This is a genomic window from Salipiger sp. CCB-MM3 (assembly GCF_001687105.1).
Lineage (GTDB): Bacteria > Pseudomonadota > Alphaproteobacteria > Rhodobacterales > Rhodobacteraceae > Salipiger.
The window spans coordinates 1,295,665-1,312,616 of record NZ_CP014596.1 but is presented as its reverse complement, the minus strand read 5'-3'; the positions used below and the strand labels follow the sequence as shown (position 1 = coordinate 1,312,616).

The following is a 16,952-nucleotide window of genomic DNA, read 5'->3' as shown; positions in this document are numbered from 1 at the left end:
GGCCCGCCGCGCCGAGCGTGGGATCAGGTCACTTAATGATGCCGATCTCGCGCGAGATGTTCTGGATCTCGCTCACGCTGTCCGAGACGAACTGCTCGAACTCTTCGCCCTGCAGGTCGAGCGGGGCGAGGCCATTGGCCGACATGATCTCTTTCCACTCGTCGGAGGCATAGAGATCACCGATCTTCGAAACCCAAGCGTTGTAGGCTTCGTCGCTCATGCCCTCGGGGGCGTAGAAGCCGCGCCAGTTGGCACCGATGGCGTCGACACCCTGTTCCTTGGCGGTCGGGAAATCGGCGAAGTCGCCTTCCAGACGCTCGGGCGCGAGCACGGCGATGACCTTGATGTCGCCGGAGTCGACAAAGCCTTTGGCTTCGGATGCGTCACCGGTGAAGGCCTGCACCGAGCCTGCGAGCAGCTGGGTCACCGCCTCGCCGCCGCCGTCGAAGGCCACGTATTTCACCTTGCGCACGTCTTCGATGCCATAGGCGGATGCGGCGATCAGCACCTTCAGGTGGTCCCAGCCGCCAACGGCCGAGCCGCCCGCCACAGAGACCGACCGCGGGTCTGCCTTGATCATGTCGAGCAGTTGCGGAAGCGTCTCGATCTCGCTGTCAGCGGACACCGCAAGCACGCCGTAGTCCGCGCCGATCGACGCCAGCCAGCGCACCTGATCGGTGGTGTTGCCCGGATAGGCGCCTTGCGCCAGACGGGTCGCGGTGGCCGAGCTGGCCGCAACGATCAGATCGTTGTCGTCGCCGCGCTTGTTGACCACTTCGGCGAAGGCCACGCCGCCGCCGCCGCCTGCGAGGTTGACTACCTGCATGGTCTTCGAGATCAGCCCGAGATCCTGCATGGATTTGCCGACCTGACGGCAGGTGAAGTCCCAGCCACCGCCGGGGTTCGCCGGTGCGATGCACTCGGGGTTCTCGGGGGTATAGTCCTGCGCCTGAGCGGCAAGGGCGGAAACACCCAGAACGGTCGCGGCAATGAGGCCGCGGGTTGCATTGATAAACATGGTATCCTCCTCATGGTCGGCGCCGCGCATACCGAACGCGACCCCGTCAGTTCCCCGCAGAACCCGACTGCGCTTTGCAGCCTCCCCGGTTGCGGGTTAAGACGTGTCTCTAAGCCACGAAGCTGTCGCGAACCTGTCAGAGACCTGTTAGCGCGCCGGAACGCTTCGTCAGCGAAGAGGAGTACCAGTGCCATGCGTGTTCTGATGGTCGAGGATGCTAGCGATCTTGCCGAGGGGGTCAGTACGCGGCTCGCGCAGTCCGGCATCGTGTGCGACGTGGCCGATTGCCTTGAAGCGGCTGAAGATTTCCGCGCCGTGCAGAGCTATGACGCGATGGTGCTCGACATCAATCTGCCCGACGGATCGGGGCTGCGGTTGCTGCGCGACATGCGCGCCGCGGGCGACCGCACGCCGGTGCTGATGCTGACCGCGTTGGTCTCGGTGGACGACCGGGTGAGCGCGCTCGACCTTGGCGCGGACGACTATCTTGGCAAACCTTTCGACCAGCGCGAGCTTGAGGCGCGGCTGCGTGCCTTGGTTCGGCGCGAAGCGGACCAGAAGGGATCCGAGATCGTGCTTGGCCCGCTGGCCTTTTCCCCGGCAGGGCAGAGCGCCACGCTGGAGGGCAAGCGGCTCGATCTGACCGGACGCGAGGCCGCGCTGCTTGGCGTGCTGCTCCGGCATCAGGGAAATTATCTCGGGAAGAGCCGCCTTTACGATTCCCTCTATGGGTTCGGCGATGCCGACGTCGGGGTGAATGCGATCGAGCTTTACATCGCCCGTCTGCGCAAAAAGCTCGCGGGCAGCGGTGTCGGCATCGTCACGCAGCGCGGCGTAGGCTACCGGATCGGCCTCGATGGCTGAGGGCACGGCGCGGCTGCCGTCCAGCCTGTCGGCGCGGGTGCTGGGCGCGGTGGTGCTGATCCTGCTGGTCGGCGGCCTGCTGGTGGCCGCCTCGACGCTTTACAACGGGCGGCTGGCGGCGCGGCAATCCTACGACCGGATCTTGCTGGGCGCGGCGCAGGACATCGCCGCCTCGATCCGCATTCAGAGCGGCACGCCTTTGGTCGACCTGCCGGTCTCGGCCTTTGAATTGCTGGCGCAAGCGCCCGAGGACCGCATCCACTACTCGGTGCGCGGTCCGGGGGAGGAGCTGATCACCGGACTCGACGAGACGCTGATTGCGCCGCAGGGCCGGCGTAGCGGGGGCGGGGCACCCGAGTTCTTCGATGCCCGGCTGAATGGTGAGGAGGCGCGTTTCGTCCGTCTCACCCGGCGCTTTGCCGAGCGCGATTTTTCCGGCGGCATCTCGGTCACCGTGGGCCAGACCCTGCGCGCGCGGCAGGCGATGGCGCTTGACCTGACGCTCGACGCTTTGCTGCCTATGCTGCTGGCCGGGCTGGCGCTTTTGGTGATGTCTTGGGTGGTGACCCGCTCGGCGATGCGCCCGCTGGAGGCGCTGTCCGAGGATCTGCTGCAGCGCGATCCCTATGATCTGACCCCGGTGCCCACCGACCGGCTGCCGCGGGAACTGACGGTGATGCTGGACTCGATGAACCGCTTCATGGGACGGCTCGACCGGCAGATGGAGGGGATGCGCAACCTGATCTCGGACGCGGCGCATCAGCTTCGCACGCCGGTGGCGGCGATCCGTGTGCAGGCCGAATCGATACAGGATCTGGAGGATGAAGCCGCGCGGCAGCGGGCGCTGGCGCGGCTGCTGACCCGCACGCGGTCGCTGGGCGCATTGCTCGATCAGCTTCTGTCCCGCGCGCTGGTCATTCACCGCACCGAAAGCGCGCCGCGCACGCCGCTCGATCTGCGCGAGGTGGCGCTGGACCTGATGGAGCGTTCCGACCACGCGCTGCTCGCGCCGGGGGCGGACCTGCGGCTGGAGATCGGCGAAGAGCCGGTGATGGTGCGCGCCGATGCGTTTTCGGTGGGAGAGGCGGCCAAGAACCTTCTGGCCAATGCGCTCAAGCACGGCACCCCGCCCATCGCCGTTGGTGCTGAACTGCGCGGGGCCGAGGCCGCGCTTTGGGTGCAGGACAGCGGCGCCGGGCCCACCCCCGAGGTGGCCGCCCGGCTTGGCCAGCGTTTCGAGCGCAGCAGCAGTTCCCGCGAGGACAGCGCCGGGCTGGGGCTGGCGATCGTCAGCGCCGTGGCTGCGGCCTTTGGCGGGCGGATTGCGCTCGAGCATCCAGAGAACGGCTTTCGCATCTCTCTGCTGCTCCCGGCAGAGCCGCCCAGCGAGGAGGACGCCCCGTGATCGATTTGCTGTCTCGCGTCGCTCTGGCGCTGATCACGCTGGTGGCGCCCCTTGTCGTGCCACTGGCCGCCGCCGCACAGGAGCGGATCGACGTCATCGGCAGTGCCCCCACCGAGCTTGTCCTGCGCTCGACCACCGATCTGTCGATCATCCGCCCGGTGATCGAGCGCTTTACCGCGCGCAATCCGGATCTGTCGGTGCGCTATGAGCAATGGGGCTCGAACAATCTATTCGACAACAGCCGCGCGGCCTGCGAAGGAGCGGCCCCGGCGGCTGACGCCGTGTTTTCCTCGGGCGCCCATCAGATGACATGGCTGGTCAACGCCGCCTGCGCGCATCGCTACCAGTCGCCGCGCACGGATGCGCTGCCCGCCTCGCGCCGCTGGCGCGACGAGCTTTGGGGCATCACCGAAGAGCCCGCGGTGATCATCTACAACACCGGCGCCATTCGCGGATCAGATGTGCCGCGCAGCCGTTTCGAATTGCTCGACCTGATGCGCAACCGGCCCGACCTGCTGCGTGGAAAGATCGCCACCTATGACATCGAGGCCTCAGGGCTTGGTTATCTCTTTGCCCATGCCGACAGCCTTGAGGCGACCACGTTCGGCGCGATGCTCGAAGCCTTCTCTCGCGTCGGTGCCATCGCCACCTGCTGTTCGGCGGCAATCATCGACGGCGTGGCAAAAGGGCGGTATCTCATCGCTTACAATGTGCTGGGGTCCTATGCCGCCGCCGCCGCGCGCGACGGCGAAGGGGGCAGGGTGGGGGTGATCCTGCCCGAGGACTACACGCTGATCGTCTCGCGCAGTTACATGATCCCCAAGAATGCACCGCATGTGGAAGGCGGCGAGCGGCTGCTCGAGTTTTTGCTGACCACCGAGGCGCAGGCGATGCTGTCGGAGCTTGGGCTGATCACCCCGAGCGACCCGGATGAGACCAGCCTGCTTCCCAGCGCCCGGCGCCTGATCGCGCTGGCACCGCCGCTCTTGCTGGCATTGGACGGCAGCACGCGGGCACGGCTGTTTTCGCTGTGGGACGAAGCCTTTGCGCCCGACACCGAGGGGCCGGGATTTGGCCCCTGAGGGGCTTGGGCGCCGGACCGCATAGCCCCCTCCATATATATATTTTCTGCCCACCTATTCAGCGTAGCCGTGTTTGAGCTGTGCATTCTTGCACCAAGAAAGTGCAAAACTGCCCTTGCGTCCACTTGTCGCGGGTGGAATTAACGAAACAGTCCATTTGAGTCGCGCGTTGCCCAGGGGAGGAGGGGGCAAGGCGAAATTTCCGGCTCGAATGGTATTCCAACCCTCTGAACGGGAAAGAAAATGACACAATCCTCCTCCCTGTCACGGCCACTGGTGTGGCTGATGATCCTGCTGGGCGCGCTGGTTGCGCTCGCGGGTCTCGGACTGGCTGGCGGCGGCGTGATGCTCATCGCGCGCGGCGGCAGCTGGTATTACCTTCTCATGGGCCTTGCCCTGCTCGTCTCGGGCATCCAGATCGCGCGCGGCGCTCCTGCGGGCGCGGTGATCTACACCGTCGCATTCGTGCTCACGGTGATCTGGGCCTTCTGGGAAGCCGGTCTCGATTTCTGGGCTCTGCACGCCCGGATCTTCACCTTCCTCTGCGCCTTCGTCGCGATCATCGCGCTGCACCCGCTGACACTGAAGCGCGCGGGCCGCAAACCGATGACCGGCACATGGCTTGGCGTCGCCGCGGTGGCCCTGATTGCCGTGCTTGGCATGGGCTGGGGCATGTTCCAGCCGCACGGCCAGCTGAACAGCAAGGTTGCCGCTGGCGAGACGCCCGCGCCTGCCGATGCCGCGCAGGATTGGTCCAGCTATGGTGCCAACGGGGACGAGAACCGCTTTGCCGCGCTCGACCAGATCACCCCGGAGAACGTGAGCGAGCTTGAGGTCGCATGGACGTTCCAAACCGGTGACACGCCGGTCAGCCCCGGTGGCGGTGGCGCCGAAGATCAGGGCACCCCGCTGCAGGTGGGCGATGATCTGTTCTTCTGCACGCCGAACAACACGGTGATTTCGATCGATGCCACCTCGGGCACCGAGAACTGGCGCCACGACTTCCCGACCGAGACCCGCACTTGGGTGCGCTGCCGCGGTCTGGCCTATTTCGACGCCGCAGCCCCGCTGCCGCAGCCGACGTTGCCGAACGCGACCCCGGTCACCCCGGTGGACCTGTCTGATGACGCCGCCTGCCAGCGCCGCATCTTCATGAACACCATCGACGCAGTGCTCGTGGCGCTCGACGCCGAAACCGGCGAACTCTGCGCGGACTTTGGCGATGCCGGCATGGTCGACCTCAAGGAAGGCCTCGGCGCGGCGCAATCGCCGCTCTATTCGCTGACCTCGCCGCCGACGCTCGCGGGCTCGACCGTCGTCGTGGGGGGGCGCGTGGCCGACAACGTGGCGCTCGACATGCCGGGCGGCGTGATGCGCGGCTTTGATGTGATCACTGGCGAGATGAAATGGGCCTTCGATCCGGGCAACCCCGAGGATCGCGACGCCCCTGCGGACGGCAATGCCTACACCCGTTCGACCCCGAACGTCTGGGCGCCGATGACCTATGACGCGGCCTCCAACACCGTGTTCATGCCGGTCGGCAACGCCGCCATCGACCTCTGGGGCGTGGACCGCACCCCGGAAGACGAGAAATACGGCGCCTCGATCCTCGCGCTCGACGCCACCACCGGCGACGAGAAGTGGGTCTATCAGACGGTGCACCACGACCTGTGGGACTTTGACGTGCCGATGCAGCCGACGCTGATCGACTTCAAAGGCACGCCCGCGCTGGTCTTCGGCACCAAGGCGGGGCAGATCTTCGTGCTGGACCGGGTCACCGGCGAGCCGCTGACCGATGTCGAGGAAGTCCCGGTGAAACCCGCGACCATTCCCGGCGAGAAATACGCGCTGACCCAGCCGAAATCGGTGGGCATGCCGCAGATCGGTGCACCGCATCTGACCGAGGCCGACATGTGGGGCGCGACCCCCTTCGATCAGCTGATGTGCCGGGTGATCTTCAAAGGCTACCGCTATGAGGGCCTGTTCACCGCGCCGGACACCGATTACTCGCTGTCATTCCCCGGCTCGCTTGGTGGCATGAACTGGGGTGGTCTGTCGTATGACCCGACGGCCAACACCGTCTTCGTCAACGACATGCGTCTCGGCCTCTGGGTGCACATGATGGAGCAAGACCCCGAGGCGGCCGCCTCGAACGGCTCCGAAGCGGTCAACACCGTGATGGGCGGCGTGCCGCTCAAGGGCACACCCTATTCGGTGAACAAGAACCGCTTCCTGTCGCCGCTTGGCATCCCCTGCCAGGAGCCGCCGTTCGGCACGCTCACCGCGATCGACATGGACACCCAGCAGGTCGCATGGGAAGCGCCGCTCGGCACCGTTCAGGACACCGTGCTCTTTGGCATGAAGATGCATCTGCCGATGCCCGTGGGCATGCCCACCATCGGCGGCTCGCTGAGCACCCAAGGCGGGCTCGTGTTCTTCGCTGCGACCCAGGACTACTACCTGCGCGCCTTCGACAGCGCGACCGGCAAGGAGGTCTGGAAGGCCCGCATGCCCGTCGGCTCGCAGGGCACGCCGATCTCCTACGTCAGCCAGAAGGACGGGCGGCAGTACATCGTGATCTCGGCTGGCGGTGCCCGTCAGTCCCCGGATCGCGGCGACTATCTGATCGCCTACGCGCTGCCGCAGGGCTGATCTGCCTCAAAACCTGAACACGCGCCGGCCGGGGAGCCTCCTCGGCCGGCGTTTTCTTTTGCGGCAGGTTTTCTTGTGGCGGATCAGCGTGCCACCACCACCTCGCAGCCCCATCCGGCGCAAGCTTCGGCCAAGCTCGGCTCGAGCGACCTGTCGGTGACGAACATATCGATCTCGGACAGCGAGGCGATCCGCGCCGGGGCGCTGCGCTTGAATTTCGAGTGGTCCGCAACAAGGAAGGTCCGCCGCGACTGGCGCAGGATGGCGCGGCTCACGCCGACCTCCTGAATGTCGAAATCGAGGATGTCGCCCTCCAGATCCAGCGCCGAGCAGCCAATCACCGCAAGATCGAACTTGAACTGCCGGATGCTCTCGGTCGCCAGTGTGCCGATGAGCCCGCCATCGGTGCGGCGCAGGCTGCCGCCGGTGAGCAGCACGTCGCAATCGGGATTGGCGGCGAGGATCGTGGCGACGTTCATATTGTTGGTGACCACCATCAGCCCCTTGTGGTGCAACAGCTCGCGCGCCACCGCCTCGGTGCTGGTGCCGATGTTGAGAAACAGCGAGATGCCATGCGGGATGCGCTCGGCGCAGGCGCGGGCGATGCCGGTCTTGCCCTCCATATTGAGATGGCGCCGCTCCTCGTAGCCGATGTTCATCGTGCCCGAGGGCAGCACCGCGCCGCCATGCACGCGCTCGAGCCGCCCGGCGTCAGCCAGTTCGGTAAGGTCGCGGCGGATGGTCTGCAGCGTCACGCCGAAATGCTGCGCCAGCCCCTCGACGGTGACCTTGCCGTCGCGGCGGGCGATCTCGAGAATCTCGGGGTGGCGGAAGGATTGGGACATGCGTGTTCGGTTTCTTTCGCTTTGCGCGGATTGGCCCCATAGAAACGCGCAAACGCAGAGGTTTTCCAGCATAATTTATGCTGCACATGCAAAGGTGGGAGAAAAACTTCCATGAAAACATGGTGTCTTGCGGGTAAATCTAGAGTGCGCCGCAATCCGAACGAAAACGAAAACATTTGACTTGCGTCAATGCGCGCTCCGGGTTTAGCCTGCCGCCAACCAGCAGGAGACTCTCGTGACCGACGGCCAAAGCACATCCCCCAGCGATCTTTTCGTGATCGGCGGCGGCATCAACGGCTGCGGCATTGCGCGCGACGCTGCGGGGCGGGGCGCCTCGGTGGTGCTGGCGGAAATGGGCGATCTGGCGTCGGCCACCTCGTCCTCGTCGACCAAGCTGTTCCACGGCGGCCTGCGCTATCTTGAATATCTCGAGGTGCGGCTTGTCCGCGAGGCGCTGATCGAGCGCGAGGTGCTGCTGCGCGCCATGCCCCACATCAGCTGGCCCATGCGTTTCGTGCTGCCCTACCACCCCGACATGCGCTTCGAGAGCGAGACGCCGATCTCGAAGATGCTGAGCAAGGTCATGCCTTGGATGAAGGGGCGGCGCCCGGCGTGGCTGATCCGCATGGGTCTGTTCATGTACGACAACCTCGGCGGGCGAAAGATCCTGCCGGGCACCTCCACGTTGTCGCTCAAGGGCACGAAAGAGGGCGCACCACTGCAAGAGCGGTTCGAGCGCGCCTATGAGTACTCCGATTGCTGGGTCGAGGATTCCCGTCTGGTGGCGCTCAATGCCCGCGACGCCGAAGCGCGCGGCGCCAAGATCATGACCCGCACCAAGGTCACCCACGCGCAGCGCGAGGGCGATCTGTGGCGGGTCGAGACCGAAGACACCGAGACCGGCAAGACCGCCACGCATTATGCCAAGATGCTGATCAATGCGGGCGGGCCGTGGGTCGGCGACATCATCCATGACAAGATCGACCTGCCGTCGCGCGAAGGCGTGCGGCTGGTGCGCGGCAGCCATATCGTCACGCGCAAGCTCTATGATCATGACAAGTGCTATTTCTTTCAGGGCACCGACGGGCGGATCATCTTCGCCATCCCCTATGAACGCGATTTCACTCTGATCGGCACCACCGACTCCGAGCACAAGGACCCGGCGCAGCGCCCGGTCTGCACGCCGGAAGAGCGCGACTACCTGATCGACTTCGCCAACCGCTATTTCGCCAAGTCGATCTCGAAGGACGATGTGGTCTGGACCTATTCCGGCGTGCGCCCGCTCTATGACGACGGCGCCTCAAGTGCCACGGCGGCGACCCGCGACTATACGCTGAAGGTCGACGCCAAGGACGGCGCCCCGGTGCTCAACGTCTTCGGCGGCAAAATCACCACTTACCGCCGCCTGGCCGAAAGCGCGCTGGAAAAGATCGGCGAACATATCTCGCTGAGCAAGGGCGCATGGACCGCTGGCGTTCCGCTCGCAGGGGGCGATTTCCCGGTCGACGGCGTAGCGGCGCTGGTGCAAGGATTGCGCGGCAAATATCCATTCCTCAGTGACACTTGGGCGCTGCGTCTCGTGCGCGCCTATGGCACCGAGGCGGAGACCCTGCTGGGAGAGGCAAAAGGCGCGGAGGATCTTGGGAGGGATTTCGGCGCGACGCTCACAAAGGCGGAAGTGATCTGGCTGATGCGGCATGAGTTTGCCCGCACGGCCGAAGATGTGGTGTGGCGACGCACCAAGCTCGGGCTGCGCCTGAGCGAGGAGGAGATCTCGGCACTGGACGGCTGGATGACATCCCGCCGCGAAAGGGCCGACGCCGCCGAATAGCACGGCGGAGACATACGGCGCGGGGAGGAGGACCTTATGTCGCTGGAATTGAAGGGCGTTTCAAAGAACGTCGAGGGGCAGGTGCATATTGCCCCGACGGATCTGACGCTCGAGAACGGCACGATGAACGTGCTGCTTGGCCCGACGCTCTCGGGCAAGACGACGCTGATGCGATTGATGGCGGGGCTGGATGCGCCGACCACCGGGCGCATCTTCTGGGAGGGCAAGGACGTCACCGGGATGCGGGTTCAGGACCGCAAGGTGGCGATGGTCTACCAGCAGTTCATCAACTACCCGTCGATGACCGTCTACGACAACATCGCCTCGCCGATGAAGCTGATGGGCGTGGGCAAGGCCGAGATCGACCGGCGCGTGCGCGAAAGCGCCGAGCTGATGAAGCTGACGCCGATGCTGACGCGCAAGCCGCTGGAGCTTTCGGGCGGGCAGCAGCAGCGCTGCGCACTGGCGCGGGCGCTGGTAAAGAACGCGGGTCTGGTGCTGCTCGACGAGCCGCTGGCCAACCTCGATTATAAATTGCGCGAAGAGTTGAGGGTGGAAATTCCAAAGATTTTCGAGGCTTCCGGCTCGATCTTCGTCTACGCGACCACCGAACCCGAAGAGGCGCTGCTGCTCGGCGGCAATACTGCCACGCTGTGGGAAGGGCGCGTCACCCAGTTCGGCCCGACCCCCGAGGTCTACCGCCAGCCTGCCGATGCCACCACGGCACGCGTTTTCAGCGACCCGCCGATGAACTTCCTGCAGATCTCCAAGACCGGCGATCGGCTGATGTTCGGCGATGGCCAGAGCGCGCCCGCCGCTGGCAAACTTTCCGAGCTGCCCGACGGGCGCTACACCGCCGGGTTCCGTCCCAACCATCTGGAGATCCTGCAGCACGCGCCCGACGCCCTGCGCTTTACCACCACACTGCAGGTGACCGAGCTGACCGGGTCCGAGACCTTCGTGCATCTCGACCATCATGGCGCGCGCTGGGTGGGGCTGGTGCACGGCGTGCACGATCTGGACCTCGGCGCGCCGCTCGATGTCTGGCTCGACCCGCGCCACGTTTACGTCTTTGGCGAGGAGGGCGAGCTTGTCGCCCCCGCCGCCTACGCGCTGGCTGCCTGAGGAGGGACGGGAATGGCAAAAATCACGCTCGACAACCTCGCGCACAGCTACCTGCCGAACCCCGGCTCGGAGGCGGATTTTGCGCTGAAGGAGATGACCCACGATTGGGACGACGGCGGCGCCTATGCGCTTCTAGGATCCTCGGGCTGCGGCAAGTCCACGCTGCTCAACATCATCTCGGGTCTGCTGACACCGTCGCAGGGCAGGGTGCTGTTCGACGGTCAGGACATGACTCACGCCCCCACCGCAGAGCGCAACATCGCGCAGGTGTTCCAGTTTCCCGTCGTCTACGACACGATGACCGTGCGCGACAATCTCGCCTTCCCGCTGCGCAACCGTGGCCGCGATGAGAGCTATGTCGCCGAGCGCGTGCAGGAAATCGCCCGGATGATCGGTATGGAGGACCAGCTGCGCCGCAAGTGCAGCGGGCTCACCGCCGACGCCAAGCAGAAGATCAGCCTCGGGCGCGGCATGGTGCGCAAGGACGTCAACGCGCTGCTCTTCGACGAGCCGCTGACGGTGATCGACCCGCATATGAAGTGGGAATTGCGCACCCAGCTCAAGAAGCTGCACCGCGATTTCGGCCACACGATGATCTACGTCACCCATGACCAGACCGAGGCGCTGACCTTCGCCGACAAGGTGGTGGTGATGTACGACGGGCGCGTGGTGCAGATCGGCACGCCCGAGGAACTCTTCGAGCGGCCCGAGCACACCTTTGTCGGCTATTTCATCGGCTCGCCGGGGATGAATGTCATCCCGGCCAAGGTCGAGGGCAGCCGCGCCTATATCAACGGCTCGGATTTCGACCTCGGCGCGGGCTATCGCGCGATGGACGGCAAGGTCGAGATCGGCGTGCGCCCCGAATTCGCGCGGCTCAGCCAGACCGAGGGGCTGCCGGTCAAGGTGCGCCGGGTCGAGGATGCGGGCCGCCACAAGATCATCCGCGCCGAGTTTTTCGGCCATGACATCAACATCATCGCCGGCGAGGACGAGCGCGTCAGCCCCGACATGAACCGGGTCAGCTTTGATCCCGCGCATGTCAACGTCTACCGCGACGACTGGCGCGTGGCACCGCAGGGGGAGGCGGCCTGATGACCAAGACCTTCAACAACAAGGCGTGGCTGCTGGTGCTTCCGGTGCTGCTGCTGGTCGCCTTCTCGGCGGTGATCCCGCTGATGACCGTGGTGAACTATTCGGTGCAGGACACCTTCGGCAACAACCAGTTCTTCTGGGCCGGGCTCGAATGGTTCGAAGAGATGCTGCATTCCGAACGCATGTGGAATGCGCTCGGGCGGCAGCTGATGTTCTCGGGCATCATTCTCGCCATCGAGGTGCCTTTGGGCATTTTCGTCGCGCTCAACATGCCGAAGTCCGGCTTCTGGGCGTCCTTCTGCCTCGTGCTCATGTCGCTGCCGCTGCTGATCCCCTGGAACGTGGTCGGCACCATCTGGCAGGTCTTCGGCCGCGTCGATATCGGCCTTCTGGGCCGGACGCTGGAAAGCCTCGGGATCGACTACAACTACACGCAAAGCCCGCTGGCGGCATGGATCACCATCGTCGTCATGGACGTCTGGCACTGGACCTCCCTGGTGGCGCTGCTGGCTTACGCTGGTCTGAAATCCATCCCCGACGCCTATTATCAGGCGGCGAAGATCGATCAGGCCAGCCGCTGGAAGGTGTTCCGCTACATCGAGCTTCCGAAGATGGCAGGGGTGCTGATGATTGCCATCCTACTGCGCTTCATGGACAGTTTCATGATCTATACCGAGCCCTTCGTGGTCACCGGCGGCGGTCCGGGCAATGCCACCACGCTGCTGTCGATCGATCTGGTGAAAATGGCGCTGGGGCAGTTCGACCTTGGTCCCGCGGCGGCCTTCTCGATCATGTATTTCCTCGTGATCCTGCTGATTTCATGGGTGTTCTACACCGTGATGACCAACCTCGACAAAAAGGGGATGTGAGATGAGCCGACCTCTGACACAGGCCTCGACCCGCCCGGAATCAAGGCGAAGCCGCCGGGCGAGCGCCTGCCCGTCTCGGTGGGCTGGCGCTTGGACACCCGCGCACCCCAGTTCGATCTCGCTCGGACTTGGCTGGCATAAATCGCTGGGCTCGACTGTTGCAGCTCCAGCCCACGGGCAGGCGCTCGCCCGGCTCCCCTCTCATCTTCTTGAAGGGAGCCCCGCATGAGCGACGCAACCCTCACCCCCGCCGCCAGCCGCGCGCGCAGCCTGCCGCGCGTGAAGGGCAGCACCATCGTCATGGCGCTCTATCTGCTGTTCCTGCTGCTGCCGATCTACTGGCTGCTGAACATGAGCCTGAAGACCAACACCGAGATCCTCGGCGACTTCACGCTCTGGCCGCGCGATCTGACCTTCGCCAATTACGCCACGATCCTCACCGATCCGAGCTGGTACACCGGCTACATCAACTCGCTGATCTATGTGGTTATGAACACGGTGATCTCGCTCACCGTGGCGCTGCCGGCGGCCTATGCGTTCTCGCGCTATCACTTTATAGGCGACAAGCACCTGTTCTTCTGGCTGCTCACCAACCGGATGGCGCCGCCTGCGGTCTTTGCGCTGCCGTTCTTCCAACTCTACAGCTCGATTGGCCTGTTCGATACGCATATCGCCGTGGCGCTGGCGCATTGCCTCTTTAACGTGCCGCTGGCGGTCTGGATCCTCGAAGGCTTCATGCGCGGCGTGCCCAAGGAGATCGACGAGACTGCCTATATCGACGGCTACAGCTTTGGCGCCTTCTTCGTGAAGATCTTCATGCCGCTGATCTCGTCGGGCATCGGCGTCGCCGCCTTCTTCTGCTTCATGTTCTCCTGGGTCGAGCTGCTGCTCTCGCGCACGCTGACCACGGTGGACGCGAAACCCATCGCCGCCACCATGACCCGCACCGTTTCGGCCTCGGGTCTCGACTGGGGCGTGCTCGCGGCGGCGGGGGTGCTCACCATCATTCCGGGCGCGCTGGTGATCTGGTTCGTCCGCAACTACATCGCCAAGGGCTTTGCCCTGGGCCGCGTCTGAGAGGAGAGCGCAATGGACTGGATGGCATGGACATGGCCCACCGCGGCCTTCTTTCTGACCATCGCGGCGCTGCTGGTGATCTTCACCGTGCTGGCGATCCGCTTCCCCGAGACGCCGCGGCACGGCGTTCTGGGCATCGAGACCACGCGCGGCGATCGGCTCTTCATCACGCTGCTCGGCTCGGCCTTCATCAATCTCGCCTGGCTCGGCCTAGTCGGCCAGGCGCAGCCGGCGGCGCTTGTCCTGTGCCTAATCTATGCAACCGCGGTCTTCCGCTGGGTCTAAAGCCCGCTTTCGCCACGCTCACCGCCGAGTCTTCTGTCGGATAATGGAAATCTTTGGTATGAATAGTTCGGATTGCTTCGACAATATACTGAATTCAAAGAATTTTCATTTCCGGAAAGGGAAGTTCATGAAGAGATTCATTTACCATTCGGCTGCCGCAATGTTGTCGCGGGCCCCGATTTCCATGCAGACCAAATTCAAGGAAGCTGCCGAGCTGATGTACTGGAAGAAGATTCTACAGAAATCCAACGGCACCTTCTACAACGGCCATTTCGAGCGCAATTTCACCAGCCTCTTCGGGCTGGATCGCAGCTATTACGACGGCAAGCGTATGCTCGATATCGGCTGCGGCCCGCTCGGCAGCCTGGAATGGGCAGAAGGCGCGGCGCGGCGGGTGGGCCTTGACCCGCTTGCGGACAAGTATCTCGAGCTCAACCGGGGCACGCACAAGATGGAGTATGTCGCCGGCGGCTCCGAAAAGCTGCCCTTCGCGGAGTCCAGTTTCGACGTGGTCTCGATCTTCAATGCGCTCGATCACGTCGAAATGCTCGATGAAAGCATCTCCGAGAGCCAGCGTGTGCTGTCACCGGGTGGTGATTTGCTGATGATTGTCGAAATTAATCACGAACCTACGGTGACCGAGCCGCATCTGCTCGATGAAAACATATTGAGCAAATTCGACGCCTGCACCGTGGAGACAAGCCAGGTCTTTGCAATCCGGGACGATCACAACGTCTACAAAAGCATCGAAGAGGCCAACCCCCGCCTGAGCGCCGGGGATCCGGCGATCATATGCGCAAGATTGCGACGAAAATACTGACACCGACCCGCCAGGGCCGGTGTCGCGCTATCCCTTTCTGTGCCCGCACCGAGGGGCAGAAAGGGTTTGTACCAAAGGGAGGAAACCATGAACCTTAAGACAACGACAGCCATGGCGCTTGCGCTTGGCCTGCTGAGCGGGCCGGCCTTTGCCGACATGGAGGCGGCCACAGCCTTCCTCGATGCGGAGATCGGCGATCTGTCGGCGATCTCGCGTGAGGATCAGGAAGCCGAAATGCAGTGGTTCGTCGACGCGGCCCAGCCGTTCCAGGGCATGGAGATCAAGGTGGTCTCGGAGACGATCACCACGCATGAATACGAAAGCCAGGTGCTTGCCCCGGCCTTCGAGAAGATCACCGGCATCAAGATCACCCATGACCTCATCGGCGAGGGCGACGTGGTCGAGAAGCTGCAGACGCAGATGCAGTCGGGCGAGAACATCTATGACGCCTATGTCAACGACAGCGACCTGATCGGCACCCATTGGCGCTATCAGCAGGTGCGCAACCTCACCGACTGGATGGAGAACGAGGGCGCCGAGGTGACCAGCCCGACGCTCGATCTTGAGGATTTCATCGGCACCCAGTTCACCACCGCGCCGGACGGCAAGCTCTACCAACTGCCCGACCAGCAGTTCGCCAACCTCTATTGGTTCCGCTACGACTGGTTCACCGATCCCGTGATCATGGCCGAGTTCGAAGAGAAATACGGCTACGAGCTGGGTGTGCCGGTCAACTGGTCAGCCTATGAGGACATCGCCGAGTTCTTCACCGGCCGGAACATCGACGGGCAGGACATCTTCGGCTCGATGGATTACGGCAAGAAGGACCCCTCGCTTGGCTGGCGCTACACCGATGCGTGGATGTCGATGGCCGGCATGGGCGACAAGGGCGAGCCGAACGGCCTGCCGGTCGACGAATGGGGCATCCGGGTGAACGAGAACTCGCAGCCCGTGGGCGCCTGCATGTCGCGCGGCGGCGCGGCCAACAGCCCGGCGGCGGTCTATGCCGTCGACAAGGCGATCGAGTGGCTCAACAAATACTCGCCGCCCTCAGCCATGGGCATGACCTTCTCCGAGGCCGGCCCGGTTCCGGCGCAGGGCAACATCGCACAGCAGATGTTCATGTACACCACTTTCGTCGCGTCGCTGGTCGAGCCCGGCCTGCCGGTGATGAACGAGGATGGCACGCCCAAGTGGCGCCTCGCCCCGTCGCCGCATGGCGTCTACTGGGAAGACGGCATGAAGGTCGGCTATCAGGACGTGGGCTCGTGGACGTTGATGAAGTCCACCCCCGAGGACCGCGCCAAGGCCGCATGGCTCTATGCGCAGTTCGTCACCTCCAAGACCGTGGACGCGAAGAAGAGCCACGTTGGCCTGACCTTCATCCGCGAAAGCTCGATCCAGGACGAGAGCTTCACCGAGCGCGCGCCGAAGCTGGGCGGCCTCGTCGAGTTCTACCGCTCGCCGGACCGCGTGCGCTGGTCGCCTACGGGCACCAACGTGCCGGACTACCCCAAGCTGGCGCAGCTGTGGTGGCAGAACATCGGCGACGCGATGTCGGGCGCGAAGCCCGCACAGGAAGCCCTCGACAGCCTCTGCTCTGACATGGAGCGGGTGATGGAGCGCCTCGAGCGCGCCGGCATTCAGGGAGATCTGGGCCCGGTGATGAACGAGGAGAAAGATGCCGAAGAGTGGCTCTCGATGGAAGGCTCGCCGAAGCCGAAGATCGAGAACGAGCGTGAGGAGCCCAAGACGGTTTCTTACGACGAACTCGTCGCCTCGTGGCAGTGACCTAGATGTGAAGGGGGCGGGGCCTATGCCCGCCCCCTTCTTCTCGTCTTCGCCATGGCGCCGCGGCGCCATCGCCGATACGAGTTGGGTAAGAGACTGATTTGGATTGATAGAAGTCTGACGTGATGCGCCGTTTTTCAGCACAATCGCAGCAGGAGCCGAGCGAGCGCCGGCCCGTGGGATGGCGCCGCAA

At 64.3% G+C, this 16,952-nt stretch carries 14 protein-coding genes; 12 read left to right on the top strand and 2 right to left on the bottom strand.

Translation table 11 applies throughout. From position 1 onward, the window contains the following. Positions 1–28: 28 nt before the first annotated feature. Positions 29–1,018, bottom strand: a complete 990-nt coding sequence (locus tag AYJ57_RS19710) for a Bug family tripartite tricarboxylate transporter substrate binding protein (protein WP_066110485.1) — start codon at positions 1,016–1,018, stop codon at positions 29–31. Positions 1,019–1,210: 192 nt separating this feature from the next. Here AYJ57_RS19710 and AYJ57_RS19705 point away from each other — a divergent pair, with 192 nt between their 5' ends. The 4 genes from AYJ57_RS19705 to AYJ57_RS19690 all read left to right on the top strand — a co-directional run bounded on the left by AYJ57_RS19705 (position 1,211) and on the right by AYJ57_RS19690 (position 7,021). Continuing rightward, positions 1,211–1,882 carry a response regulator transcription factor gene (locus AYJ57_RS19705; protein ID WP_066110073.1) on the top strand — a complete coding sequence of 224 codons (672 nt, stop codon included), beginning with the start codon at positions 1,211–1,213 and terminating at the stop codon, positions 1,880–1,882. After that, a complete protein-coding gene (locus AYJ57_RS19700; RefSeq protein ID WP_066110070.1) occupies positions 1,875–3,287 on the top strand; it encodes a sensor histidine kinase in 1,413 nt (470 codons plus the stop codon). The genes AYJ57_RS19705 and AYJ57_RS19700 overlap by 8 nt, the downstream gene beginning before the upstream one ends. Beyond that, positions 3,284–4,369 carry an ABC transporter substrate-binding protein gene (locus AYJ57_RS19695; protein ID WP_237220233.1) on the top strand — a complete coding sequence of 362 codons (1,086 nt, stop codon included), beginning with the start codon at positions 3,284–3,286 and terminating at the stop codon, positions 4,367–4,369. The genes AYJ57_RS19700 and AYJ57_RS19695 overlap by 4 nt, the downstream gene beginning before the upstream one ends. Positions 4,370–4,612: 243 nt before the next feature. After that, positions 4,613–7,021: a membrane-bound PQQ-dependent dehydrogenase, glucose/quinate/shikimate family gene (locus tag AYJ57_RS19690; protein ID WP_066110068.1), complete on the top strand. Its 2,409-nt coding sequence runs from the start codon at positions 4,613–4,615 to the stop codon at positions 7,019–7,021. Between the two features lie 83 nt (positions 7,022–7,104). Here AYJ57_RS19690 and AYJ57_RS19685 read toward each other — a convergent pair whose 3' ends face one another. Beyond that, positions 7,105–7,866: a DeoR/GlpR family DNA-binding transcription regulator gene (locus AYJ57_RS19685; protein WP_066110066.1), complete on the bottom strand. Its 762-nt coding sequence runs from the start codon at positions 7,864–7,866 to the stop codon at positions 7,105–7,107. Between the two features lie 235 nt (positions 7,867–8,101). Between AYJ57_RS19685 and glpD the strand changes: the two genes are divergently transcribed. The 8 genes from glpD (at position 8,102) to AYJ57_RS19645 (ending at position 16,759) form a co-directional block, all read left to right on the top strand. Further along, entirely contained in the window at positions 8,102–9,697 is a 1,596-nt protein-coding gene (glpD, locus tag AYJ57_RS19680; RefSeq protein ID WP_066110063.1) for a glycerol-3-phosphate dehydrogenase, read from the top strand. A gap of 36 nt (positions 9,698–9,733) precedes the next feature. Then, on the top strand, positions 9,734–10,822 hold the full coding sequence (locus AYJ57_RS19675; RefSeq protein WP_066110061.1) for an ABC transporter ATP-binding protein: 1,089 nt from the start codon (positions 9,734–9,736) through the stop codon (positions 10,820–10,822). 12 nt (positions 10,823–10,834) lie between these two features. After that, positions 10,835–11,917 carry an ABC transporter ATP-binding protein gene (locus tag AYJ57_RS19670; protein WP_066110059.1) on the top strand — a complete coding sequence of 361 codons (1,083 nt, stop codon included), beginning with the start codon at positions 10,835–10,837 and terminating at the stop codon, positions 11,915–11,917. Then, positions 11,917–12,786: a carbohydrate ABC transporter permease gene (locus tag AYJ57_RS19665; RefSeq protein WP_066110057.1), complete on the top strand. Its 870-nt coding sequence runs from the start codon at positions 11,917–11,919 to the stop codon at positions 12,784–12,786. The genes AYJ57_RS19670 and AYJ57_RS19665 overlap by 1 nt, the downstream gene beginning before the upstream one ends. A 225-nt stretch (positions 12,787–13,011) precedes the next feature. Continuing rightward, a complete protein-coding gene (locus tag AYJ57_RS19660; protein ID WP_066110055.1) occupies positions 13,012–13,863 on the top strand; it encodes a carbohydrate ABC transporter permease in 852 nt (283 codons plus the stop codon). 12 nt (positions 13,864–13,875) lie between these two features. Then, the gene (locus AYJ57_RS19655) at positions 13,876–14,148 is read left to right on the top strand and encodes a DUF2160 domain-containing protein (protein WP_066110053.1); all 273 of its coding nucleotides are present in this window, start codon (positions 13,876–13,878) and stop codon (positions 14,146–14,148) included. Between the two features lie 127 nt (positions 14,149–14,275). Continuing rightward, a complete protein-coding gene (locus AYJ57_RS19650; RefSeq protein ID WP_193789539.1) occupies positions 14,276–14,968 on the top strand; it encodes a class I SAM-dependent methyltransferase in 693 nt (230 codons plus the stop codon). Positions 14,969–15,055: 87 nt separating this feature from the next. After that, positions 15,056–16,759, top strand: coding sequence for an ABC transporter substrate-binding protein (locus tag AYJ57_RS19645; protein WP_066110049.1), 1,704 nt, complete (start codon positions 15,056–15,058; stop codon positions 16,757–16,759). Positions 16,760–16,952: the final 193 nt, after the last annotated feature.